This is a genomic window from Kurthia populi (assembly GCF_042686175.1).
GTDB classification, from domain to species: Bacteria; Bacillota; Bacilli; order Bacillales_A; family Planococcaceae; genus Kurthia; species Kurthia populi.
On the sequence record NZ_JBHUOR010000135.1, the window covers coordinates 1 to 24,133 of the forward strand.

Annotated in this window: 30 protein-coding genes and 1 other annotated feature; of the genes, 18 read left to right on the top strand and 12 right to left on the bottom strand. The window is 38.2% G+C overall.

Annotated elements, in window-relative coordinates:
• Positions 1 to 143: 143 nt before the first annotated feature.
• The gene (locus ACFSY7_RS16725) at positions 144 to 401 is read right to left on the bottom strand and encodes a hypothetical protein (RefSeq protein ID WP_139993025.1); all 258 of its coding nucleotides are present in this window, start codon (positions 399 to 401) and stop codon (positions 144 to 146) included.
• Between the two features lie 149 nt (positions 402 to 550).
• Here ACFSY7_RS16725 and ACFSY7_RS16730 point away from each other — a divergent pair, with 149 nt between their 5' ends.
• Both ACFSY7_RS16730 and ACFSY7_RS16735 read left to right on the top strand, forming a co-directional pair.
• Positions 551 to 808, top strand: a complete 258-nt coding sequence (locus ACFSY7_RS16730) for a hypothetical protein (protein WP_126991726.1) — start codon at positions 551 to 553, stop codon at positions 806 to 808.
• A 100-nt stretch (positions 809 to 908) separates the two neighbouring features.
• On the top strand, positions 909 to 1,355 hold the full coding sequence (locus tag ACFSY7_RS16735; RefSeq protein ID WP_380148769.1) for a stage III sporulation protein AH: 447 nt from the start codon (positions 909 to 911) through the stop codon (positions 1,353 to 1,355).
• A gap of 422 nt (positions 1,356 to 1,777) precedes the next feature.
• Here the strand turns inward: ACFSY7_RS16735 and ACFSY7_RS16740 are convergent, their stop codons facing one another.
• Positions 1,778 to 1,993, bottom strand: coding sequence for a helix-turn-helix domain-containing protein (locus ACFSY7_RS16740; protein ID WP_126991728.1), 216 nt, complete (start codon positions 1,991 to 1,993; stop codon positions 1,778 to 1,780).
• A 97-nt stretch (positions 1,994 to 2,090) separates the two neighbouring features.
• Between ACFSY7_RS16740 and ACFSY7_RS16745 the strand changes: the two genes are divergently transcribed.
• From ACFSY7_RS16745 to ACFSY7_RS16770, 6 genes are all read left to right on the top strand, one after another.
• The gene (locus ACFSY7_RS16745; RefSeq protein WP_380148772.1) at positions 2,091 to 2,459 is read left to right on the top strand and encodes a DUF3784 domain-containing protein; all 369 of its coding nucleotides are present in this window, start codon (positions 2,091 to 2,093) and stop codon (positions 2,457 to 2,459) included.
• A complete protein-coding gene (locus ACFSY7_RS16750; protein WP_126991730.1) occupies positions 2,414 to 2,695 on the top strand; it encodes a hypothetical protein in 282 nt (93 codons plus the stop codon). The genes ACFSY7_RS16745 and ACFSY7_RS16750 overlap by 46 nt, the downstream gene beginning before the upstream one ends.
• A 128-nt stretch (positions 2,696 to 2,823) precedes the next feature.
• Positions 2,824 to 3,276 carry a LytTR family DNA-binding domain-containing protein gene (locus tag ACFSY7_RS16755; protein ID WP_380148774.1) on the top strand — a complete coding sequence of 151 codons (453 nt, stop codon included), beginning with the start codon at positions 2,824 to 2,826 and terminating at the stop codon, positions 3,274 to 3,276.
• Positions 3,273 to 3,668 carry a DUF3021 domain-containing protein gene (locus tag ACFSY7_RS16760; RefSeq protein WP_380148776.1) on the top strand — a complete coding sequence of 132 codons (396 nt, stop codon included), beginning with the start codon at positions 3,273 to 3,275 and terminating at the stop codon, positions 3,666 to 3,668. Before ACFSY7_RS16755 ends, ACFSY7_RS16760 begins: the two co-directional genes overlap by 4 nt.
• A gap of 11 nt (positions 3,669 to 3,679) precedes the next feature.
• Complete coding sequence (locus tag ACFSY7_RS16765) at positions 3,680 to 4,579, top strand: ABC transporter ATP-binding protein (RefSeq protein ID WP_380148777.1); 900 nt, start codon at positions 3,680 to 3,682, stop codon at positions 4,577 to 4,579.
• Positions 4,576 to 5,448 (top strand): ABC transporter permease, encoded by an 873-nt coding sequence (locus ACFSY7_RS16770; RefSeq protein WP_380148778.1) that lies wholly within the window; start codon positions 4,576 to 4,578, stop codon positions 5,446 to 5,448. Before ACFSY7_RS16765 ends, ACFSY7_RS16770 begins: the two co-directional genes overlap by 4 nt.
• Before the next feature lie 106 nt (positions 5,449 to 5,554).
• Here the strand turns inward: ACFSY7_RS16770 and ACFSY7_RS16775 are convergent, their stop codons facing one another.
• From ACFSY7_RS16775 to ACFSY7_RS16800, 6 genes are read right to left on the bottom strand one after another with little or no spacing between them, the layout of a single operon-like run.
• Positions 5,555 to 6,841, bottom strand: coding sequence for a nucleotide sugar dehydrogenase (locus tag ACFSY7_RS16775; RefSeq protein WP_126991735.1), 1,287 nt, complete (start codon positions 6,839 to 6,841; stop codon positions 5,555 to 5,557).
• A gap of 21 nt (positions 6,842 to 6,862) precedes the next feature.
• Complete coding sequence (locus ACFSY7_RS16780; RefSeq protein WP_380148779.1) at positions 6,863 to 7,822, bottom strand: glycosyl hydrolase family 18 protein; 960 nt, start codon at positions 7,820 to 7,822, stop codon at positions 6,863 to 6,865.
• Positions 7,823 to 7,840: 18 nt separating this feature from the next.
• Complete coding sequence (locus ACFSY7_RS16785) at positions 7,841 to 8,155, bottom strand: hypothetical protein (RefSeq protein WP_380148780.1); 315 nt, start codon at positions 8,153 to 8,155, stop codon at positions 7,841 to 7,843.
• Positions 8,155 to 9,570 carry a polysaccharide deacetylase gene (locus ACFSY7_RS16790; RefSeq protein WP_380148781.1) on the bottom strand — a complete coding sequence of 472 codons (1,416 nt, stop codon included), beginning with the start codon at positions 9,568 to 9,570 and terminating at the stop codon, positions 8,155 to 8,157. The genes ACFSY7_RS16785 and ACFSY7_RS16790 overlap by 1 nt, the downstream gene beginning before the upstream one ends.
• Positions 9,557 to 11,371 (bottom strand): glycosyltransferase family 2 protein, encoded by a 1,815-nt coding sequence (locus ACFSY7_RS16795; protein WP_380148783.1) that lies wholly within the window; start codon positions 11,369 to 11,371, stop codon positions 9,557 to 9,559. Before ACFSY7_RS16795 ends, ACFSY7_RS16790 begins: the two co-directional genes overlap by 14 nt.
• Entirely contained in the window at positions 11,368 to 12,759 is a 1,392-nt protein-coding gene (locus ACFSY7_RS16800) for a polysaccharide deacetylase family protein (RefSeq protein ID WP_380148784.1), read from the bottom strand. Before ACFSY7_RS16800 ends, ACFSY7_RS16795 begins: the two co-directional genes overlap by 4 nt.
• A gap of 566 nt (positions 12,760 to 13,325) precedes the next feature.
• On the opposite strand from ACFSY7_RS16800, the gene ACFSY7_RS16805 reads away from it, so the two are divergent.
• On the top strand, positions 13,326 to 13,622 hold the full coding sequence (locus ACFSY7_RS16805; protein ID WP_380148786.1) for a hypothetical protein: 297 nt from the start codon (positions 13,326 to 13,328) through the stop codon (positions 13,620 to 13,622).
• A gap of 55 nt (positions 13,623 to 13,677) precedes the next feature.
• On the opposite strand, the gene ACFSY7_RS16810 is transcribed toward ACFSY7_RS16805, so the two are convergent.
• The gene (locus tag ACFSY7_RS16810) at positions 13,678 to 14,550 is read right to left on the bottom strand and encodes a LysR family transcriptional regulator (RefSeq protein WP_139992999.1); all 873 of its coding nucleotides are present in this window, start codon (positions 14,548 to 14,550) and stop codon (positions 13,678 to 13,680) included.
• Positions 14,551 to 14,668: 118 nt separating this feature from the next.
• On the opposite strand from ACFSY7_RS16810, the gene ACFSY7_RS16815 reads away from it, so the two are divergent.
• The 3 genes from ACFSY7_RS16815 (at position 14,669) to ACFSY7_RS16825 (ending at position 16,796) form a co-directional block, all read left to right on the top strand.
• Positions 14,669 to 15,577 (top strand): DMT family transporter, encoded by a 909-nt coding sequence (locus ACFSY7_RS16815; protein WP_380148788.1) that lies wholly within the window; start codon positions 14,669 to 14,671, stop codon positions 15,575 to 15,577.
• A 165-nt stretch (positions 15,578 to 15,742) separates the two neighbouring features.
• A complete protein-coding gene (locus ACFSY7_RS16820; protein ID WP_380148789.1) occupies positions 15,743 to 16,270 on the top strand; it encodes an RNA polymerase sigma factor in 528 nt (175 codons plus the stop codon).
• Positions 16,212 to 16,796 carry a hypothetical protein gene (locus ACFSY7_RS16825; protein ID WP_380148790.1) on the top strand — a complete coding sequence of 195 codons (585 nt, stop codon included), beginning with the start codon at positions 16,212 to 16,214 and terminating at the stop codon, positions 16,794 to 16,796. The genes ACFSY7_RS16820 and ACFSY7_RS16825 overlap by 59 nt, the downstream gene beginning before the upstream one ends.
• Here ACFSY7_RS16825 and ACFSY7_RS16830 read toward each other — a convergent pair.
• A complete protein-coding gene (locus ACFSY7_RS16830) occupies positions 16,788 to 17,213 on the bottom strand; it encodes a DUF1284 domain-containing protein (protein ID WP_126991745.1) in 426 nt (141 codons plus the stop codon). The two genes, ACFSY7_RS16825 and ACFSY7_RS16830, sit on opposite strands and share 9 nt — an antisense overlap.
• A 126-nt stretch (positions 17,214 to 17,339) precedes the next feature.
• Positions 17,340 to 17,578 (top strand) — a binding site (T-box leader).
• A gap of 51 nt (positions 17,579 to 17,629) precedes the next feature.
• Complete coding sequence (locus tag ACFSY7_RS16835; protein ID WP_380148791.1) at positions 17,630 to 17,926, bottom strand: hypothetical protein; 297 nt, start codon at positions 17,924 to 17,926, stop codon at positions 17,630 to 17,632.
• 229 nt (positions 17,927 to 18,155) lie between these two features.
• Between ACFSY7_RS16835 and sigB the strand changes: the two genes are divergently transcribed.
• From sigB to ACFSY7_RS16860, 5 genes are all read left to right on the top strand, one after another.
• A complete protein-coding gene (sigB, locus tag ACFSY7_RS16840) occupies positions 18,156 to 18,911 on the top strand; it encodes an RNA polymerase sigma factor SigB (RefSeq protein ID WP_380148792.1) in 756 nt (251 codons plus the stop codon).
• Positions 18,912 to 19,196: 285 nt separating this feature from the next.
• Positions 19,197 to 19,673, top strand: a complete 477-nt coding sequence (locus ACFSY7_RS16845) for a DsrE/DsrF/DrsH-like family protein (protein WP_126991750.1) — start codon at positions 19,197 to 19,199, stop codon at positions 19,671 to 19,673.
• A 17-nt stretch (positions 19,674 to 19,690) separates the two neighbouring features.
• Entirely contained in the window at positions 19,691 to 20,254 is a 564-nt protein-coding gene (locus ACFSY7_RS16850; protein ID WP_380148794.1) for a sulfurtransferase TusA family protein, read from the top strand.
• A 38-nt stretch (positions 20,255 to 20,292) separates the two neighbouring features.
• Entirely contained in the window at positions 20,293 to 21,420 is a 1,128-nt protein-coding gene (locus ACFSY7_RS16855) for an MBL fold metallo-hydrolase (protein WP_380148795.1), read from the top strand.
• A gap of 108 nt (positions 21,421 to 21,528) precedes the next feature.
• Complete coding sequence (locus ACFSY7_RS16860; RefSeq protein WP_126991753.1) at positions 21,529 to 21,756, top strand: sulfurtransferase TusA family protein; 228 nt, start codon at positions 21,529 to 21,531, stop codon at positions 21,754 to 21,756.
• 125 nt (positions 21,757 to 21,881) lie between these two features.
• Here ACFSY7_RS16860 and ACFSY7_RS16865 read toward each other — a convergent pair whose 3' ends face one another.
• Positions 21,882 to 22,688, bottom strand: coding sequence for a glycerophosphodiester phosphodiesterase (locus tag ACFSY7_RS16865; protein WP_380148796.1), 807 nt, complete (start codon positions 22,686 to 22,688; stop codon positions 21,882 to 21,884).
• 109 nt (positions 22,689 to 22,797) lie between these two features.
• On the opposite strand from ACFSY7_RS16865, the gene ACFSY7_RS16870 reads away from it, so the two are divergent.
• Positions 22,798 to 24,132, top strand: a complete 1,335-nt coding sequence (locus tag ACFSY7_RS16870; protein WP_380148797.1) for an AAA family ATPase — start codon at positions 22,798 to 22,800, stop codon at positions 24,130 to 24,132.
• The last annotated feature ends 1 nt before the right edge of the window (position 24,133 follow it).

Genomic DNA, 24,133 nt, shown 5'->3' on the forward strand with positions numbered 1-24,133 from the left:
TCTTTTCAGCAAATTAGTACTGGCAGAATCATTGGGTTCGCATTCATCCCCTCCCTACTCACTACGTTCCTTGAGGGAGCGGTATTCTGCGAAGAAATGATAAAAAGAACCTCTTCTGTGTAATGGAAGAGGTTCTTTTTTAGTTAAAAATCAATCGTCATATGGACACGAACAACTGATAAAATACCACATACTGCGACTGGAAATCCACAAAATAAAAGCGGAAATAGCGAGGGAATAAAAAAGCTAAGAAGCATACAGACAATCCCTGCTGTAAAATAGCTAATCGCAATACCCATTGTCATACGCTTGTTCATACGGTTCTGTAGGCGTCGTCCGATATAAAGAAAAAATGCGATACCGATGAAGAGACCAATAATCGTAAGAAAAAATTCAACCAAGATGTCGCCTCCTTTGCAGCATATTCCTTCTAAGTCTATCATGTTAGAAATGGTGATGCTTACTGATAAAGAAATTCCTTTAAAGATTAGTAGGAAAAGGATTACAAATGGTAGAAAACGGTTATTTATTATGAAAGGGGTGATGTTCAATGAATATGCAAGAGCTTGATGTGCAATTAAAGCGAGGTCGCGAAATTGGCTTCATATTCCAAAATGCACATTATTATATTGCGCAGCGGAATGGTGGCTTTGTACTTGTAGAAATCGTTGGCACACAGGAAATTGACCGCTCGATGCGCACGTCGAATTGTGAAGCGTTTATACGCGATACCGAAATTATGGGCTTACCATTATCGACTATTTTTTCAAGTTGTCATGAGGATGTAAAACAGCTGACGATTTATTAGCCAGCTGTTTTTTTAGGTCCATTGCTCGGTAGTTTTTCGCTGTATAATATTTTATAATTGTAATTATTAAAATTTTCAGTCAAGTGGAAGGGTGAATAACATGGAATTTGAATTACATAATGATGTGACGGGTGACGCATATCAATCATTTATTGAAGCGGCATGTAAAAAAAGTGCGAAATTTCACTTAGTCATTCGTAAAGAAGTTGCGGTAGCGCAGTCTGCTAAAGCAATTTTAAAAAAATTAGAGCCATCATTGATTCAGAAAGTCGAAAAATCAGAATGGGCGAGCACTATTCTAGATGGCGAAACAGCATATGTATATTATTATCATACTGATGATGCCGCGAAGAAAGTGTTACAGCAAGCCGTATCCTCGCTTTATGCATGGCAGCAACCAAACTTTCCTGAAGATTTATCTTTTTTCCGTGACAACGGGGCAGACTGGCTTGCAACATCGAGTCGTGAACAGAATTGTCATTTGACGCTAGAACTGCAGGAAGCAAAAGAATTGCTAGATAAGGTAGCAACATTGCAATTCGATTAGGGAGTAGTCACGCATTGGCGTGGCTTTTTTTAGTGGTGAAAAGCGGATAAAAAAGTAGTGACGTATCAAGTTGCAAAAGGCGAAGAGAACGATACATTTACATTATATGTTGACAAGAGTTTAATTCATATTCAAATTGAACAAGAAAATCGAATAATAGGGTCATTTGAATTTAAATAAATTCAACGTTTTATTATTTTAGATAATGAAATCAATAAAAAGCGTTTTGCATTCGAAGTTATTCATGGAGACACTGTGCAATTACTAGAATTAAAATGGAAACCATATTTCAGTGTTATTTTAAAAGAAAAATTGCCTATCGAATCGTTTGTGGTATAGAAGTTTACGGCAAGGAGGAAAATAGTGTGCCATGCAATACCTAACAGCGTCGACCGTATGGGATGAGCGCTGTTTTGGGGTGCTTAAAAATCTGTGTCGTCTGGTACATAGTGTAATAAATCACCTGGCTGACAGTCGAGTGCCTGACAGAGTGCGATTAATGTTGAAAAACGAATCGCTTTCGCTTTACCTGTTTTTAAATGGGATAGATTAGCGTTTGTCATGCCGATAATTTGTGCTAAATCTTGTGATTTCAATTGTTTTTTTGCTAACTGTTTTTCGAGTTCTATGTGAATCATATGATACCGTCCTTATATAGGGGAAGCCCGTTTATTTCTTTTAATCCCATTATTTTCTAACTTTGTTTTATAATAAGTGTAACAGTGAGGTGAGGATATGACAATTGAGTTACTCGTATTTGGTGTAGTAATGATTGTGTGCGGCTATTTAATCGGTGTGAAAAAGCTTTGGCAGCTACTAGCAGGTGTGCAAATTAAGCGTGCAAAGGATCCAGAAAAGACAGCTAACTTTCTAGCAACGCTGATGTTAATTGTCGGTGCTTTCGTCGTTACAATGGGGGTAGTTGGTATTACACCTGCAGAGATGGTTTTGACACCAGTTGTTTTTGTGCTGTTACTTGCGGTGCTTTACGTCAATGTGAAGATGATGCGTTTAACAATTTTAAATGGGGTATCAAATAGCAAAGGGGGCGATGCTTTGTGGCAAATGGACTCTATGTCTATACACTTAGCGTGCTTGGCTTAATGTTCGCGTTTACAAATATGTATTTGATGAATAAGATGACAGGCTCCTCAGCAGAGATCGTAACGTCGATGCTAACTTTGCTAACCTTTGCGACGTTTATCGGTGTTTGTGGACTACTCATTTATTGTCGTGCGAAACAGTTAATGACTACGGGAGAAATGATTGGCTACTCGGTGTTGACACTTGTGACGGGCGTAATATCTGGTTTTATTACATTGTTTGCGCAACTTTACTAAATAAGGTTGCGTTTTTTTTGTGCCACTTAATTAAAAAAAGTGACGTGTTAGGTTAGAAAAACGACCACATACAATGGATTTTAGAAATAGGAGAAAGAAGGGAGTTATAGTAGATGCAGGAGGATGATATGAACATTCATTTACACATTGAACCCGCGCACAAGGGGTTAGATGTCCATGTTTATACCGCGCAATATGACGAGCGTGTCGAAATGTTAATGAAGGGCTTAAAGCAACAGCGTGCAACGACTGTTGTTGGGTATATAGAGGAGGATATTCACCTCATTAAAATTGAGGAGGTATTTTCTATCTTTGTAGAAGAAGCGAAAGTTTTTATTCAAACGGAGGAAGAAGAATATCGTGCGAAGCTGAAATTGTATGAGCTAGAGGAACAATTTGAAAAACAATTGATTCGTGTGAATAAATCGACACTTGTTCAAATTAATCATATTCAATCATTGCAGTTAAAAGCATTAGGAACGACGCAAGTAGTGTTATCAAATGGTGTGGAAATTCCGATTAGTCGCAAATTTCTAAAGCCGCTCAAGGAAAAACTAGGTATAGGGAGGGGCGCACAATGAGATTTTTATTAAATGCGATTACAGGTGCAATGATTGGCATGACGATTTGTACGATTATTATCGCGCTCACGACAACTGGGAGTATCTCTATTGAAAATTTACGTCAACAATTACTCATCTCCTCGATGATGGGTGCCTTTATTGGCTTGTTTACACATATTTTTATGATGGAACGTTTCCCAATGATTGTTGCACTAATCCTTCATTTTATAGCGACCTATATGAGCGTATTAGTTGCTGGTTATATTGGTCATTGGTATGTGTTTACTTGGCTATCTTTCGGCTTTTTAACATTCTATTTTGTCGTTATTTATAGCTTGATTTGGCTATTCCAATATCAATCCTTGAAGCGACAAGTGTATGAGGTGAATGAATTCATCCGTAAAAAATAGGAGGTATGTTTATGAATGCGATTGAAGTGACGAATTTAGTGAAAACGTACAACGACAAAGTCGCGGTTAATGATATTTCATTTACGGTAGAAGAAGGCGCTTTTTTCGCTTTTTTAGGAGCAAATGGTGCGGGAAAATCGATGACAATTGAAATTTTATGTACATTACGTCAGGCGACAACTGGTGAAGTAACGGTTGCAGGACACTCTCTTGGTACATTGAAAGGAAATGAGCATATTCGCCGTTCTATTGGCATTGTGTTTCAACAAAATTTGCTGGATGACTATTTAACGGTATATGAAAACATTCGTCACCGAGGTCGCTTTTATCAACAATCGAAAAAGGAATTTGAAGAAAATTATGCATTCGTGAATCATTATTTAAAGCTAGATGATATTGCACATAAGCGTTATGAGAAGTTATCAGGTGGGCAACGTCGTCGTGCAGATATTGCGCGTGCATTGATTCATCGACCACATATTTTATTTTTAGATGAGCCGACAACCGGCTTAGATCCGCAAACGCGTCGCTTCGTTTGGAATGCGGTACGAACACTTTGTCAGGAAACGAATATGACGATTTTTTTAACGACACATTATATGGAAGAAGCGGCGGTGGCTGATAAAATTATCATTATGAAAGAAGGCACTATTGTTGCAGAGGGCTCACCAGAAAGCTTAAAGGCAGCCTATGCAGCGGATAAATTAATTATTGTATTAAAAGAGGATGCCGAACTGCCCGCAGAGCTACATGCTACAAAAATAGGAGAACGCTATTATTTTCAACTTGAGGATACACGAGATGCCCTGCCACTGCTACTGAAGTTGCGCCCATATATCGCATCTTTTGAGGTTATTAAAGGATCGCTTGACGATGTCTTTATTCGCCTGAATGAGGAGAGACGCGTATGAGTGCTTTAGCAAACTTTGTTATTCGTAACAATAAGATGTTTTTCCGCAACCGGATGCAAGTTTTTTTCTCTGTGCTATCGATTATTATTTTAATTGGACTGTATGCGATTTTTTTGCAGAAGCTACAAGTAGATTCTATTGCTGAAATGGCGAAGCAAAATGCGGCGATTAAAACACTTGTGAATGAATGGATGATTGCGGGCGTATTATCGATTATTCCCGTCACATCGACACTTGGGGCATATAGTTTATATGTTCAAGATAACGAGCGCAAAATATTATATGATTTTTTGACGACGCCGATGTCACGTCATACGATTCAGTTTAGCTATATGTTAAGTGCTTTTCAAATTGGACTGTTCATGACATTGATTGCTTTTATTGGCTGTGAAATTTTTCTCGTAGCTACTGGTGGTGAATGGCTAAGTTTCACGAGCTTGTTAAAAGTATTAGGTGTTCTTGTATTAGCAGTCTTTTTGAGCAGTGTTATGATGTTTTTCTTCACATTAATTATTAAAAATTCGGGTACATTTTCGGCCTTTGCATCAATTGTTAGTACAATGATTGGCTTTTTGTGTGGCGTGTATGTGCCAATGGGTGTGCTACCCGTCTTTGTACAAAAAGTGGTTGAAATTTTCCCGATTAGTCATACGACAGTGTTACTGCGTCAATTGTTTATGGAGCCAACATTGCCAACGGTTTTTGGTAATATGACGGCGAACAAGGAGTCGTATATGCTCGCCTTTGGTGGACAATATAAGGTCAATGGCGCTATTCTAACAATGGCACAAAGTACAGGGTATGTCATCTTCGCAATCGTCGTTTTTACGCTCATTTCCCTCGTGATTTATCGCTTGAAAAACAAATAGCATTGCAACAACAGCTTTCATCACGTATAATGAAGGCAATTCTATAAAATGTTCTTATATACCAGACATTTAAAACGACTTCTCAAAAGAGAAGTCGTTTTTTTGTTTATAAGCTCCAAACATCAAAATCTTGGACAGTTAAATCGTGCCGATTATATAAATGTTTTAAATCAAATAAGAGCTTACTGTCTGCTGAAAAATGGGTGTGTAATGTCTCTACTGGGAAGGCTTCTAAGAACACATCATGTTTCACCGCAACGATAAGCGCATCTAATTTTTGGAGGTCGTCGAATGAACAAAGCTCAATGCCGTATTCACATACGGTTTCTTTTGCATCGGCATACGGATCATAAATGTGTAAATCGAAACCATATTGCTGTAGCTCTGTAATAATATCGATGACTTTCGAATTGCGCGTATCGGGACAATTTTCTTTAAACGTAACGCCCAGTACACCCACCTTACGCGTCGTTTTTTGCGGGTATTTTGTGAAGAATTGCTTGGTGAAATTTTCGACAATGTAATGGGCGAGGCCGTCGTTGACTTGACGTCCTGCGGCGATAATTTTTGATTTGCATCCGAGTACTTCCGCTTTGTAGAGAAAATAATATGGATCGACACCGATGCAGTGCCCTCCTACAAGCCCTGGTGTAAAGGGGAGGAAATTCCACTTCGTTCCAGCCGCTTCGAGCACTTCATTTGTATCGATATTCATTTTATTGAAAATCATCGATAATTCATTCATAAAAGCGATGTTAATATCACGCTGTGCATTTTCAATAATCTTGGCTGCCTCTGCTACACGAATCGACGGCGCAATATGAAGACCTGCATCAATGATGGAACCGTAAATCTCTTGTAACACAGTGAGTGCTGCTTCATCAGAAGCGGAAACAATTTTTAAAATGGTTCGTAAGCTATTATTTTTGTCACCAGGATTGATACGTTCTGGCGAATAACCAACTGCAAAGTCCTGTTCAAACTGTAAATTTGATTGTGCTTCTAAAATAGGTACACAAATTTCTTCTGTTGTACCAGGGTAAACCGTCGATTCAAAAACGACAATATCCCCCTTACATAAGTGACGACTAATGATTTCACAAGCGCCAATGAGTGGCTCAAGATTAGGTGTTTTATCTAAATGAATCGGTGTAGGAACCGTCACGATATACATATTACAAGAAGTTAATAATGTTTCGTCATATGTGAATTGTACAGCAGCTGCTTGAAGTTTTTCATTCCCGATTTCTTTTGTAGGATCGATGCCTTCTTTGTAAAGAGCGATTTTTTCACGTTGGATATCAAAGCCTATTACATCATAAGCATGTGATAATTCAACAGCCAGTGGCAATCCGACATATCCTAAACCAACTATGGCAATTTTGTGTGGCATTCTCTACACCTCCATTAATAATTAGTCGTCTTTGAGCATTGTTAGCGTTTTTTCAGCTATACCGCCTGCACGCCAATAGGCAAAATACGTATAGTTCTTTTTCTGCATATAATCACGCCATTGTTTAAGTGTTTCTGTGTCGCTGTACCATACTTCACTACCATCTTCATTTGTAAATGACATGGCGGCACTCGCTGAATCACGTTTTGCTTTAGATGTATCAAGTGCTGCGATCTCTTTATCCGTTAAACTTTTTACACCATCTTGTGTGAAACGGAAGCCACCAAGTGAAAAGGCGATGGTGATGTTTTTTGCGTCATTTGGAAACCGTTTTGCGAGTGTATCTAAAAACTCAAAATTTGCTTTTGGACCGGCATCATTATGCGGACCATGAAGATTATAGGCCATAATAATAAATTGGGTATTGGCCGGTAGAGGCGCCTTAAATGTTGGCTCAATGACGACACGTAAGGCTATTTCTTCATCATCTAGTTGCTGCTGTAAGTCTTTTATAAATTGAAGATACTGTGCTTCTTTGTCGGCTGGAATATTTTCATAATCTAGTTCGAGCCCATCGACCTGTGCTTGTTTTGTTAGATGAATGAGCTGTTGCTGATGCTTTTTTGGGTTATCCAACATGCTATTGATGACTGCCATGGATTTTAATTCTTTCTTGCCTTGAATTTGATCATTCACAACGGTTAAATAACGTTTTGCATGTAAATGCTTTGAATCCATAATTAATTTTTTAGAAGAAGCCGGTAGGAAACTAGTATGTTCTTTATTGTAATAGATACCGAATAATGACACGCTGCCGAGCGCATCTCCTAGCTTTTGTGCATCTTGAAGTCCGGCTTCGGGCTGCCAATCAACAAGCCACATACTAGAAGAAGCTGTTGACTTAGTGGCTTTGTTTTGGCTATAAAGATAGAAGCCTAGCAGCATGATGATAATTAAAGTGGCTACAAATAATTTCTTCATCCTGTTGCTACACCTCCATTAAAATGTTTGAATAAAGAAATCGACAACATTATCATATTGTTTTTTCGCACTATCACGAACACGTTCAGCGACAGAAGCGCGTGTTGAGTATAAAATTTCGCGGTTTTTGGAAACGATTACATCTTCAAAAAAGGCATCGTAGCGTGTATCTGTATATTGTTCTTTCTCGCTATCACTTGTTAAGTGCTCTCCAGATAATATGAGCGCAAAATCAGCTAATTCTTTTGGTAACTTAGCTTCGTAATGTTTGTCATCGACCGTAATTAAAAGCTTGTTTTTCACTGCCTGAACGCGTACATAGCGATCATTCATTATATTATTTGGATACGTCTCGGAATTGACACGAGAACCTTGCTGCGTTTCAAGATACGTATAATTGGTTGCTTTACCAAAGGCGTAATTTTCATTTTTCCAATCAATTTCTGGTAAGTTGATTTTTTGAAGCTGGTTTTTTTGTAGCCATTTTCTGTTGCAATGAGTAGTTTATTTTTTTGTAAGCTAATTTTAGCTTTTACTACACCGTCGGATAATGTCATGCTTTGTGTGCCCATAATAGCCCCATTAAAATCTGCTTCGACAATCGACTGTGCGGGCCATTTTTTCGTTAATGTTGCGGAAACCTCTTTACTCGCCTCAGAGGTTAAAATAATTTGTTGTTTTGTAAATTCACCATAACCTTGTTCGACAATCCAATCATTTGCAAGCTTTTTGTTCCCAGTGACCATTTTAATGTCCAAATCAGATTCATCTTTCATTTTTAATAGCATGTGGTTTGTTGACCAGAATGGTGCAATTTGAAGGCGATTTAGATTGTAAATATTTTGTTCGGCGTCGTTATAGCTTTGGTAGTTTGTATTGAAATGTAGGGAGAAGAGATGTTGAATATTACGTTCATTCACCTTCTCAACACTGTCATCCATCATATTGTACATAGCATTTGAGTGCATAATGGCATAGGCTTTTGGTAGCGCGCCACCATCTTGCGTATAGAGCTTTTTCATCTTTGTATACTCATTTGTCAAACGCATGTCCATTTCTTCATTTGTTTCTTTTGGAATCATATACTCATCGCGTAAATAATCCATTAAAAAGTGGTTGTAGTATTCGATTTTTGTTTTATCTGTAACATTCTTTTCAGCAATCTCACCGAGGTAGTTACCATTTGGAGCATAGGCATTAATGTACGAAAGGTGATTACCATTTGTGCCATGCTCCCAGTAGCCACTGTCAACCATCGCTTGAATATCTTTTGTTGTTAGAAATTTATTGTCCTTACTTTGCATATTATCGGCATACGTAAACATCGTTGCTTTGAAATTTAACTCTTCGAGGGTAGCTTGTGAGAAAATACTTGAATCGGTACGCCCATCTTCAAACGATAAGAACAGCGCTTTTTCAGGAAGCGGTGTTCCTTTGTTATAAAAATCAATAATTTGTTGCTGTGAAATTGTTGTAAAGCCTTGTTCCTTTAATATGTTAAGTTGTTTGTTTAATTGCTCACGTCCAATGTGTTTTGTTGAGCCGCTACGATCTACACCAAAGTACGAGATAGCAACAAAGCCTTTTGCATCATTTGCAGCTGCTTTTGGTTCTTCATAATGATAAAGAAAGAACACCGATTTGATGACAAAAAAGCCAGCAGCAATAATCGCAATGACTTCTAAAATTGTACGGATGACCTTATGACGATTTTTTGCTTTGACATTTAATTCCTTATTTTTCGCCATCTAGACGACCTCCTCGCTTTAGTGCCGCACGACGCATTTTTCGTTCTTCTTTTAAACGACGTTCCTCTAAATCTTGTGGGGTATCGCGCGTTCCCCATGTAGATTTCCAGAAAGTAAACCAAGCAATTGGCATTTGCCAAAGTAGTACGAACTCATAAAATAATACGAATGTTAAACCATGTAACCAAAGTGTACTTTTACGGAATAACAGATGGGCAAAGCTTAGGAGTAGTGCCATAACTGTGAGTCCCACAACGAAAGTAGTAGGGAAAACCTGGTGTGCAATTGGGACATAAATTAAATTGTAGACAACGACAATAGGTGCCGCAATCGGGACAATCAAGCCGACGATAAAGAACAGGAACATGAGCGGCTCTTTTTTCCACATAAACGTTAGTGCGCGTAGCGATTCACGTAGCCAAGAACGTTTCCAGCGCATTTGTTGCTTTAAAAATACATTAAATTGAGATGGCACAATTGTTGAACAAATCGCCGCATCTTGATAAGCAGTACGATGTGTTTTTAAAATATAGTTTGTCATACTACGATCATCGCCAAAGGTAGCGGGGTGGCCTAAAAATTGTTGCTTTAACCAAGCCTTCTGATGCTTCTCAATTAAATCTTTACGATAGCAGGATAGAGGGCCTGAGAGACATGTAACGACATCGAAATATGACTCGGCCGCTTTCATAATGCGGAAAGCGATGTAGTAACGCACGGTTTGTAACTTTGTCATCGTATTTGTATATTTATTTTCGACTTCTGTACGACCAGAAACGCCACCCATTTTAGGGTCTTGGAATGGCTGTACGATATTACGAATGGCATTTGGTTCTAAAAAGCTATCTGAATCGACGAAAACAATCAGTTCATGCTTTGCTTTTTCAACGCCGGCAACGAGTGCTTCGCGTTTGCCACTATTTTGCGCTAGACGAATCAATTGTAGGCGTTCTGCAATTTGAAAGCGCTCACCGTCTCTTGCTAATTCTTGAATCGTGAGCTGAGCATTACGGAATGTCTCATCTGTCGAGCAGTCATCAACAACGATAATTTCTAATTTATCAATCGGATAATCCTGGTCGACACATGTAGCAATTGTGCGGTGAATCCACTGTTCCTCATTAAAGGCTGGAATAATAATGGTGACACCCGGTTCATAATGTGGATTGATCGGAACATTTCGGTAAAAGAGCCCAAATACATAACGACTTAATAAAAACGTTGCAGCAATTAAACTATATAAATAAAGGAATTTATTGAATTTAAAATACAATACACTTTCCGTACGCATTAGGAGCACGATGACAGCACAGAATAGTAAAAATAAACTTGCAGCAAAAATGGATAATCCCCAGCGTCTTTTTTTCATGTAACGGTTTAGTGGTTGTTCAAATTCAAAAGCTTGGTAGTAGTCACCATCTTCCTCGTAAGCACGAATAGGTGTAGCCCGGATGCTTACACGTGCCTCGTAACCCTCTGGCATAACGCCACCATCTATTTTAAATTTCAGGGTTACTGCTTGCTCAGTATGAATGGGCTCATCTGAACGTACAAGCATGCCTTTATTAGAAATGTCTAAACAAGTGACGGTTTGGGCCGCTTCTTTTGTAGAGAGTAGTTTTACTGGAAAATTGCTAACATAACGTTGACCTTGCTGGCGCTGTACGTATTGCTCATTTGCGTCTAAATCATTTGCTGAAATACCACGTCGGTCGACTTGATGGCGTATTTGATGTGGGTCTGGAATATTAGATAATTTACGTCGGTCTTTTTTCACCAATGTTAATACTTCTTGTATCATCTATCGTCACCTTCATTCGTGTAATAGTCATAGTCTTCTAACATATCCGAGACTAAACGGAATTGATAGCCTCGTTCTTCGTAAGTCTCTAAAATTGTTGGTAACACAGTTAAGATATGGGAGTCGTCTAGAATATGCATGCCAAGAATACTACCTGGCTGCCCTTTATCGAGTACCGTATTTAATACTTTTTTTGATGAACGCGTCATGTCCCAGTCAAAAGATGCGACATCATATAAAATAATGTAATCCATACCCCTTGCAGTAATCGCCTGTGCACTTTTATTGTCGATTGAACCATAAGGTGGACGATACATACGATTTCCTGGCTTTTGAATTGCATAAGAGATGGCTTTGTCAGTTTTTATAACGGATTCTTGTAAGCGTTTAGGCGTAAGAGTAGTGGAATCGTCATGGGCATAAGAGTGATTTGCTACTTCATGTCCTTGGTCCACAATTTGTTTAGCAAGTTGCGGCGAAGTATGAACACCGTTTCCAATTAAGAAAAAGGTCGCTTTTACGTGATGCTCTCGTAAAATATTGAGCACCTTTGTAAGGGTTTCCTCACTGCTCCAGTCATCAAATGTAATCGCGAGTTCTTTTTTGCCATTTGTTTTGAAGCGTTTGACAATGTTGGGCTGAACATCTTTATAATCTTCTGCATAATCTAAATTGTTTGTTTTATAGTTGTCGGTTAAATATACATGCTTCATCGCTTCTTTTATGGTGGTCATTTCATAGCCTTGTTTGGCGAACATTTTTTTAAGCATCGGTATGGCACGAATGACCTCATCATTTAAATACGTATTCAGTTCAAGAATCGAGCCACTTTTTGCCCAGCGCTTCGCATATTTTGTGATTTCTTCAGCGCTTTGCAGGTCACCGTCTTTTGGATTGATATTATTCGTAACAACTTGCATGCCGAGTTCAGCAGCTGCTTGTTCGAAATTGCTACTTGAATCTCCAGAACGAGAACGAACTAAATTTGGTTCGATACCTAATTTATCCTTCATTACTTTATTAGCAAGGGAAATTTCTAAGTACGCTTCTTCATAAGTTAATTTCTCAGGCATGACAAAGTTTAACGTGTTATTTTCCACATCATGACCATCTGCTAAAATTCGTTTCACAAGATCAGGGCGTTCAGCAACTTCAATACCAGGAATAAAGAAAGTTGCTGTTATATTATTCGCTTTTAATTCAGTGAGTAATTGGTCCATTTTGCCATCATCTGCAAGTCCATTAAATGTAAGTGCGATGAGTTTTTCAGGGATTTTTACTTGTGAAATAGGTTCTACAGATTTTTTTGAAGGTGTTGCAATCGTTATTTTTTCATGTGCTTTTGTTACGGGTTGCGCCTCTTCTCCCGCACATCCTGCTAATAACATACAAGAGAGAAGAGTATAGCTTAATTTTTTCATGTGCTCACCGTCCTTGTTTGCTTTTTACTATAAATGACCCAAAAAAAATAAAATAACCTAGTTCATAAAGTCTATTTTTATATCTATTTAACTATTGTGAAATTAAATTTAACTTATTTTTAATATTGATATAATTAAAAAGATATACTTAAGGTTAAAAAGAAGTTAAAAACAATGAGGAAAGACATGTTTTTGATATTCGGGATTTTCTAGCAATTATTTTACAAAAAAGAGGTTTGTTTCGATAAAAAGTGATAGGAGAGAATGTTATGGTCATTCATTCAATTTTTGTGGAACAAGCGATGCTTGCTGTAATGAAAAAATACATTAATCCCCAGACAAAAAGTCAAACGTTTTCAGCTATTGTCTATAATCTTAGGCAAAAGCAAATGTACAACACGTTGTCGTCCTCCGTTTTATAAAAAGGTGCAACAATAGATAAGCGTGTACAGACAATCTATGCAAAATTTACGGCGGACAAAGCATTAACTGCAAGCAAGATTGTATATTTACGTTTCCATACACTAGATAAAATGATTGTGGTTGAAAAAATGATGCGAAAGCGACGTATGATGGAAATAATGATGCGGATGGCGCGTACAAAATCGGATGTAGACATGACGGTTATGCATTTATTATCAACGATTTCAAAAAGTTCGTTGTCATCAGTCGAAAAGAAAGTTCTGATGAATCATTTGAAAGATGTACAAAAACAGGATGAAAAAACAAAGGAATACGAACAAAAAACGAATAATCCGCTTGCTGAGCGTAGTTCTAAACGTATCGAAAAGCGTCAATCTTATGCGGATGTTTTACGTGTCTATCGGTAATAAAAGATGAAAAAGACACCTCCAAATTTTTGGAGGTGTCTTTTTAATGCAGAAGCTATTTTTGGTCGACATATTGTTGTAAGTAGGAAATAAAGCGTTTTGTAGCGGGTGCAATCGTTTTAAAGGAAGGTGCTGCAATGCCTATTGTACGGTATTCCTCAGGTTCTAATTTAATAATATGAATATTTTCAGGGATACGGAACATCGCTAATTCTGAAAGCACACTAATGCCCATACCATGCGATACCATTGAAAAGATGGCTTGGTCATCTGCTAGTTCAAAGCGGACATTGGGGATGATTTGTTGTTGCTTTAAAATCCGTCGTAAATCGTTGTCACTACCCTTTTTCGCACGAATAAATGGCTGTTCTTTAATATCAGCCCATGTGACGGCATCAAGTTTTGTAAACGGATGATGCTCCTCCACAAAACAGACCATGCGATCTTTTTTAAGCGGAATAACATCCAATTGATAGGAAGTAGGGAGTGATACAAAACCGAAATCGACATAGCCATTCGCAATCCACGACTCAATGGCGTCATAATCTCCCTCGTAGAGTTGAATATCAATATTAGGGTAGAGTTCGGTGAACTGCTGTAAGATTTCTGGTAGCCACTGCGAAGATACACTTGAAAAAGTCCCGATGCGTACTTCACCAACGATAAGGCCGTTAATGTTGGCGATTTCTTGTGCCATTTCTTTTTGTGTTTTGAGCATGGCTTGCATATAGCTAAGCATACGTTCGCCGTTTGTTGTTAAATGAATACCCGCACGGCCGCGAGTTAATAACGAAAAGCCGTATTCCTTTTCTAAACTAGAGACAGCATGGCTAACGGCAGACTGCGTAAGTCCAAGTTTGTCGCCAGCTTTTGCAAAGCTTCCTAACTCAATAATTGTACTAATAATTTCAAATTTTGCTAGAGACATGACCATTTCTCCTTACGTGAATTTTTTTCATGTAAATCGTCAAAAACATTCATTTTTCTTATATGTATAAGGCTATTATAATAAGTTTTATATAATTTTGAAAGATAGGTGATACAAAATGCACGAGACAAAAGAACGTACCTCGACGTTGCAAATGCGTGGCGATTTGATTATGGTCGTTGTGACATTATTTTGGGGCGCCTCGTATTTATTTATTAAAATGGGCTTAGGGTCAATTGAACCGAGCAATTTATTAGCATTGCGTTTTGGTATTGCCTTTATATTAGCAGCAGTTGTTTTTTATAAACGGATGCGCAAAACGACATGGCTTATGCTGAAACATGCCTTTTTACTTGGCACTTTATTGTTTGCTTCATTGATTGTGGTAACCATTGGTGTCAAATCTACTTCGGCATCGAATGCAGGCTTTTTATTTAGTCTTGCGGTCGTATTTGTGCCGTTATTATTAGCGTTATTTTATAAAAAACGTCCAGAACGGCATGTGTTATTTGGCGTTGTGCTATCTTTTATCGGTATTTGCTTGATGACGATGACACATGGATTCGGTATTCGCATGGGGGATTTATTCATTATTATTGGTGCGCTATTATACGCATTGTACATATTAGTGACTGATCGTGTCGCAACGCAGAGTGATGCGCTTGCACTTGGCATTTGGCAGCTTGCATTTACAGCGCTTTGGGGACTCGTCATCGCATTTTTATTTGAAACACCTAAACTACCAGAAACATCAACTGCTTGGGTAGCGGTACTTGCTTTAGGTATTTTGTGCAGTGCGTGTGGTTTTATTGGACAAACGGTCGCGCAGCAATATACAACACCGCTTCGAACGGGACTTATTTTCTCATTAGAGCCCGTATTTACGATTGCCTTTTCCTTCATTTTCTTACACGAAGTTTTAACGATGCAAGGCTATATAGGAGCGGCCTTTATGCTTATAGGTGTTATGACTGCTAAATTAGATTTGCGCTTGTTCCGCGCAGTCGAACGTGTAGAGTCTCATTAGGGTTTTTAGGAGTTTGGATAAATATCCGAGCTCCTTTTTGCTGTAAGTCAGGGGTTAGTAAAGATAACATTATATTAGTCCATCTCTCTATTTTCTTCATTTATTTTAAAAGAAAATGGGACGTTTTTGGCAGCTACTACGTCTATAAGTAAAGGGGGCAAAGAAATGGAACAGGAAATACGGCTATACAGTAGCTATTTACATCAGGTTGCGTATTTGTATGTTAAGGACCGCGAGCTCGCAAAAGATGTTGTCCAGCAAGTATGGCTAAAGCGTTTGAAGAAGGTGGACCAGTTTCGTGCGGAAAGTCAGCTTAAAACGTATTTAGTGCGGATGACGGTGAATGTATGTCATGATTTGTTACGTAAGCAGAAAAAATGGTATGAGCCGATGACAGAGAAAGTCGATTTTAGGACACCCGAACGAAGACTACTACAAAAAGAACGCACAGAAAATCTGATTGGCGCGATACATACCCTCACATTTAAAGAGCGTGAAGTGATTATTTTACATTATTTTGAGGAATGGACAACGCCTGAAATTGCTTCCTGTTTGTCGATTACGTCCTCGGCGGTGCGCAGTCGATTACAGCGGGCACGCATGCATTTAAAGGAGAAATTGGAGGTGGCGATAGATGAAGAAGCAACTCGAAGCGGAATTGAAGCCTATTATGCTAACGGAACAAGAGATTGAACGCATCGTGCGAGAAACGCAAACGGTGACGAAACCCTCTCGAAAACCAATGCTTATCAGTGTCGCATGGGTAGCGACAGCCTTGTTATTTTTTGTACTATTACTGCCGACTTTTACGACAACGTTACATACGGGCGCTACAGTCGCGTTTAACTGGTGGTACGCTATCGTTGTGCTTATTTTTTTAAGTCACATCGTCTATATTTATTTACTAAGACGTGTGAAACAAACGATTTACTGTCCATCATGTGGGGAGGAGCTTTCCGAGCGTTATTTACGTAAAAAAATGTGGAAGGGAAAAACACCCTGTCCTCGTTGTGGGACAACAACATTTCGCTTGCGAATGCGCAAAAAAATGTTTGGCTTCCAATTTTATTTACTGGCGATGCTGCAGTTTGAAGCATTTGTTTTTCATACAATTGGCTGGCCTATTTTCTTTAGTTTTTTAATTGTTTTCGTGTTATATGGATTCTTTTTTTATCATGTATCTTCTAATGGATGTGAAACAGTTGAAAGCCTATGGTGAAAACTTCACATCCTGGAGCCCGTGCCCATCGAGTAAATGTTTAAAACCTTGCTCACAATAGCCAAATTTTCGCCATGTACAATGCCCACAAAGTGTTTGAATGCTATTAGGCTTTGCATAAATTTTTAAGCGTTGCTCAATCGTCGCCCAGGACACAATTTGCCCAACTTGTAGACCGAGGAAATCTAAAATAGCCGCATCTTGCGCATAAATTCTTTTTTCATGACAATGATTTTCCTGATAACATGGGAATTTTGCACAGAGCATATCAGGGCCACTAATCAGTTGAACTAATTTTTGGGGTTGTTGCTGTAATTTATTATGAACAGCTGTCATATTATCCGCGTATTCCTTAGAATACCCAACTCCTTGATAGCCGACCATACAAAAAATATGGTGTCCGCGTAATTGATACATTTTTTTGCACCTCTATTTGAGTTAACTTTATTTTAATTAATGTTAACTCAAATGGAGGTTGAAGGCAATGCTTATTGTTTTAATTGTCAAACAATTTAAAAAATGATATGCTCATACGTGTAAAATATTCAGGCGAAGAAAAGGAAGAGTAATTCTTGTCGCATAGTAAAGAGAGCTTCTGCTGGTGGAAATGAAGCGTATGACGGAGAATGAATATGACCTTGGAGCCCTGCACCGAAATGAAAGTAGGCTGCAGCGAGAAGCCACTCGTTACAACAGGAGCAGTATGAACACGTACTGATAGAGACTAGCTGCAGATGCAACTAGTAAATTTAGGTGGTACCACGATACGATTCGTCCTAATCGATTTTTCGATTAGGGCGTTTTTTTATTAGGAGGAGATATTATGAGTATTTTTATTGGTGGCGCATGGTCATATGCGAATGGCTCACTACATTTTTCTTATACATTTGCTGAATATCTTCAACAATATAGGCAAGTAAAAATCCTGCTGGGTCTTGGAATTGACGTTTAAGTAAGCTTTCATGGTCTTTCTGTACAAAATCAATGGCCATTTGCTGCATGTCAGCGCGCGCAAGTGAACGATACCAATCTCCAACGCTTGTCTCCACTTCATAGCCTAAAACCTCACAAAAAAATGCGGCAGATTGGGTCACATTTGATGCGTTAATTGCTAAACCGAATCTCGGCATTCCGCTCCCTCCTTTTTTATTGTATACCCGTTTTAACAACGGATAATTTTCCATAAAAAGGATTTGGTTTATGCAACCATATGCCTGAGCACTCCCACTTTTACACTATTTTACAGAAATAAAGATTTCTTTTTACACTTAATGGGTAGAAAAGTGAGAGAAGGTCCTTATTGTAGTATGTTGTTTTTTGTGTGAATGCTTCATACCAATGAAAAGTAGGTGTATATCGATGACAACAAAGTATGCATCAAAAGAGCAAGTACATCAGTGGATTCAGCAGTATCAGCAAAATCGTGACGAGGATGCGCAAACGCAGTTAGTACTTAATTACAAATCATTAATTTATTCCATCACAAATCGATATGTGAAAAACTATGCGCAACAAGAAGATTTATTTCAGGTAGGGGTTATTGGCTTATTAAAAGCGATACGTCGCTTTGATGTATCCATTCAACGTAGCTTTGAAGCATTTGCAATCCCGACGATTTTAGGTGAAATCAAGCGGTATATTCGGGATACGACATGGGATGTGCACGTACCACGTAGGGTAAAAGAATTAGGACCTAAAATTAAACGTAAGGTAGCAGAGTTAACGACTACTTTACAGCGTTCCCCATCGATTTTAGAAATTGCACAAGCTTTAGATACAAGTTTAGAAGAAGTGCTTGAAACGATGGAAATGATGACAAGCTACAATACGTTATCATTAGATGTACCTATGGATGTGGACAGTGAGGATAGGGATCGAACTTTTTTTGATGTAGTAGGATCGGTGGATGAAAACTTTGATTATTTGGAGAAAATGATGGCTGTTCAAGCAAGCATTCAAGTACTAGATCACCGGGAACGGGATGTTATTGAGCTAACATTTATGGCAAATATGACACAAATTGAAATTGGTAAGCAGCTAGGTATTTCACAAATGCATGTATCACGAATTAAGCGAACGGCACTTGATAAATTAAAAACAGCTGTAATGAGCTAGAGAAAACTTTAAGTATCTAATGAAAATTAGATACTTTTTTTATGAAAAAATACATATACCCCTATATATATAAGAAGATATCAATGTATATAATGTTTTAAAAGTCTTTATTTACAGTGTTTCAAAGAAAATAAATAATATTCGTTGACATATACCTAATAGGGTATTAATATAGAGCTTGTAAGATATCACAAAATAAAAATGAAAAAACAAATAAATTGCTGTATCACAGCTCTTTATTTTTCAATAAAAAAATACCTATATGGGTAATTAATGGAGGACTTAATGGAAAAGAAACGCACGACAATCGTATTATTTAGTGGAGACTATGATAAGGCAATGGCTGCCTATATTATTGCAAATGGGGCAGCAGCGTACGACCATGAGGTAACGATTTTTCATACGTTCTGGGGTATTAATGCCCTGCGCAAACAACAGCCAGTAGCGGTGAAAAAAGGATTTCTTGAAAAAATGTTTGCTAAAATGATGCCGCGCGGAGCAGAGCAGCTTGGTTTATCAAAAATGCAAATGTTAGGCATGGGTCCAAAAATGATTAAACATGTAATGAAAAAGCATAATGCACTAACGCTAACTCAACTTGTTGAAATGGCGCAGGAGCAAGATATTAAATTAGTAACATGTACGATGACAATGGATTTATTAGGGCTTCAAAAAGAGGAGCTATTAGATGATATTACGTATGCAGGTGTTGCAGCGTATTTAGCGGATGCTGAACAAGGCAACGTCAACTTATTTATTTAACTTGGAGGAAACAAATTATGACAATTCATGCAGATGTAAAATTAGATGCAAAGGGTTTAGCTTGCCCAATGCCAATCGTAAAAACGAAAAAAACAATTGAAAAAGAAGTACAAGAAGGACAGGTAGTAGAAATTCAAGCAACGGATCAAGGCTCAAAAGCAGATTTAGTGGCATGGGCAAAATCAACAGGCCATCAATATATCGGCCTAATTGAAGAAGGCGACGTATTATTCCACTATATTCGTAAATGCAACCCAGAAAAAGCAGATGCTACTGAGAAAACATTTACACAAACTGCTTCAAATGATGATTTAGCTAATGTAACAGGCACTATTTTAGACGTTCGCGAAGCAGCTGAATATGCATTTGGTCATATTCCAGGGGCGCTATCAATGCCACTAGGTGAGTTAGAGGAACGTATGAATGAATTAAATAAAAATGAAGCAATCTACGTTATTTGTCGTACAGGTACACGTTCAGATTTAGCCGCACAAACACTTGCAGCAAATGGCTTTACAAATGTATATAATGTTTTACCAGGCATGAGTGAATGGCAGGGTGAAACCGCGCAAGAACTATAAAATTTTTTCAAAAAAATAATACCTATGGGGGTAAAAAGATGACAGTATCAACATGGACAGCACAACAAGTAGCACAAAAAGTAATTAATAATGATGAATTATTTATTTTAGACGTTCGAAATGCAGATGCGTTTGCGGACTGGAAAATTGAAGGTCACAAATTTGAGTATTTAAATATTCCATACTTTGAATTATTAGATGGTGTAGAAGAAATTTTACCGAAATTGCCAGCGGATAAAGACATTTTAGTTGTCTGCGCAAAAGAAGGTTCTTCTATCATGGTAGCAGAAATGTTAGCAGAAGAAGGCCTTGATGTAGCGTATTTACAAGGTGGCATGAAATCTTGGTCAATGTATTTAGAGCCAATTAAAGTAGCTGATTTAACAGACGGTGGCGAATTGTATCAATTTGTACGTTTAGGTAAAGGTTGCTTATCGTATATGGTTATCTCAGGTGGCGAGGCAGCAATCATTGATGCAGTGCGTTTTACAGAAGTGTTTACAAACTTCGCAGCTGAAAAAGGCGCAACAATTAAACATGTATTTGATACACATTTACATGCTGACCATATTTCAGGTGGTCGTCATATTGCAGCACAAACTGGTGCAACTTACTATTTACCAGAAAAAGATGCGGAAGAAGTTGTATTCGACTATACAGCATTAGAAGATGGTCTAACAGTAAAAATTGGTGCATCTCAAATCGAAGTTGGCGCGCTATACTCTCCGGGGCATACAATTGGTTCAACATCGTTTGTTATCGATCATCGCTTCTTATTAACAGGTGATATTTTATTCATCGATTCAATTGGCCGTCCTGATTTAGCTGGTCTCGCAGAGGACTGGGTAGCTGATTTACGCGAAACATTATATAGTCGTTACCGTGCATTAGCGGAAGATTTAATCGTTTTACCGGCACACTTTATGATTATTGATGAATTGAATGAAGATGGTACAGTAGCACGTCGTTTAGGCGATTTATTTGCACAAAATCATGGTTTAAATGTTTCGGATGCAGACGAATTCCGTCATTTAGTAACAGATAACTTACCACCACAACCAAACGCATACCAAGAAATTCGTCATGTAAATATGGGGAAAGTAACACCAAATAACGACGAGCAAACGGAAATGGAAATCGGTCCAAACCGTTGTGCTGTACGCTAAAATTCGCAGTTTGCTGGAGCATATTATTGTCACACACTGCGTGAGAGCTGTCCCAAACGGCTGATTCTATAAATCACTTACACAAAAACAGGAAAAGAGGAATTACACATGAATATTACAAAATCATTAGACGCAAAAGGCCTAGCATGCCCAATGCCAATCGTTAAAACAAAAAAAGCAATGGATACACTAGCAGCAGGTGACGTATTAGAAGTTTTCGTTACAGATAAAGGCGCACTAAATGACTTCGCAGCATGGGCACAAGCAGGTGGTCATAACATCTTGGAGCAAAAAGAAGATGGCGATGTGATTACGTTTTACATTGAAAAAGCATAAAAAATGAACTAGGATAAAATACTCTAAAAATGAATAGAAAAAAGAAGGAATCGATAAGACGATTCCTTCTTTTTTTATGAAATAATGCTCATTCAGAAAACCTATCTCCTATACTCATCCGATTCTTACGGAATAATAACATCCGTTTCGATTAAACGAGGATGCAATTTTTGAGCTTTTTCATATTGTGCTTCTGTATTGACGCCATAGACATGCAATTTGAGTTTAGCACGTTTAATCTTTTCTGCAGTTTCCGCGTTTATGTTATTAATAGAAACTGAGTAGAGTGCTTGATTATATTTTTTCAATGCGATAAGATCTGTATCAACATTTTTAAGTGCGTTCCCAAGGGAAGTTACGGGTGCTTCAGGGTACCATTTATTAAATTGTTCACGAATTTCTGTATTACTTAGAACAAAGAACGAATGGTTATATACATTTTCTTGTTGTGCTAGTTGAATCACATCATCTACAAAATCTTTATCATCCCAATTCCCCTTAGAACCATCAAAATTGATACCAACATCATAACGGTCCGCTTCTTCAAGCGCTTCTTGTAATGTAGGTACTTTATAAGAGGTTAAATGACCTGTATCATCTTCAATCTTTAATTTTTCAATTTCAGCAAGCGTCATATTACTTACTTGTCCACTACCATTCGTTGTGCGATCAACCGTTTTATCATGCATTAAAATGTAATGATGATCTTTCGTTCGTTGAACATCAATTTCGACAAAACCATAGCGCAATTTACCAGCTGCTGCAATGGCTTCAACCGTATTTTCAGGAGCTATTATTTGTGCACCCCGATGTGCGCTAAGTTCAGTTTTATTACTTTGAAGCCATTGAGAATGTTTGGCTGCGCTTGCCTCTCCTGTAAAGATAATAGTTGCTGCAACAGCAACCATAGTTCCTATAAGTGATTTTTTCATGAGGTCACTCCCTTTAGTTTATCGTACAACCTTATAATAAGGGGAATATATTAAGGCAATATAAAGGGTATGCTAAAATGTTGTTAGAATAGAAAAAGGGGGCGATAATATGGCAGTAATCATTCGATTTGATTTTGATGAAAATCCAATGGCTTATTTTCATTTTGAGCATAATAATCGCGATGGTTCCTTTGATAAATATTGGTTCACAGAGGAGGGGGATGAACTTCCTTTTGTGAAACGGTTTATTGATGAACAACTCGAAACAGGGGAAGCATTATATGCGCTTTATTGGTATGACGGAGCGCCGGTCATGATGTCGCGCATTCAGAAGGTGCTGACAAAGAAAGAACTTGATGAAGTAAATGAGACGTTAACGGATAAAATTGAGCTTTCTCCAACATATGAGCAGCCGCTTATTTGGTTTGAGAAATCCTTTCGATTGGTACACCCGGCGATTGATGGGTTTTTAACAGCGCTTGATGTGCCAAAGATTGAATGGGATTTTTATGCCTTCGATGATATCGAATACGAGCAGTTTTTAGCATCAAATCATATTCAGTACTCTTTATTTGAGGCAGAATTAACGGTTGATGAAGAACAACTTAAGCAACAGCTATTTTTCGATGAAGCTCAATTAGACATGATACAAGAGGCACTTTTATACAAGAAAAATATCATTTTACAGGGGCCTCCAGGTGTTGGGAAAACCTATTTAGCGAAGCAGTTAGCCTATTTAAACATGCCGTTTAAAGAACAGCATTTCATCCGAACGGTGCAGTTTCATCAGTCGTATAGCTATGATGACTTTGTGCAGGGCTATAAACCGACCGTTGACGGAGGCTTTGAGCTGAAAAATGGGGTGTTTTATACATTTTGTCAGACGGCACAGCAAGATCCATCGCATCCCTATTATTTTATTATTGATGAAATGAACCGCGGGAATGTTAGTAAGATTTTTGGTGAGCTGATGACGCTGATGGAGGCAGATAAACGCGGACCGTCATTTGCGATTCCACTAGCATATGATGAAACGCCGTTTTATATTCCAGAAAATGTATCAATTATTGGCATGATGAATACCGCAGACCGCTCACTCGCGGTTGTTGATTATGCGCTGCGTCGTCGTTTTGCGTTTGTGACGTTGACACCGCAGTTTAATCAGAAATTTCGCCAGCATTTACTTGATGCAGAAGTACCGCTCGTATTAGCGAATTTTATTAATGAAAAAATGACGAAGCTCAATGCAATTATTGCAGAGGAACCAAATCTAGGACGTGGCTTTATGATAGGACATAGTTATTTTTCACAGCCACAGGCAGATGCGGTGAAGTGGTATAATCGCGTCATTCGCCTAGAGATTGCGCCGTTATTAGAAGAGTATTGGTTCGATGAGCCGGAGCTTGCGCGTACGGAAATTGCGAAGTTACGCTATGAGGTTTAGT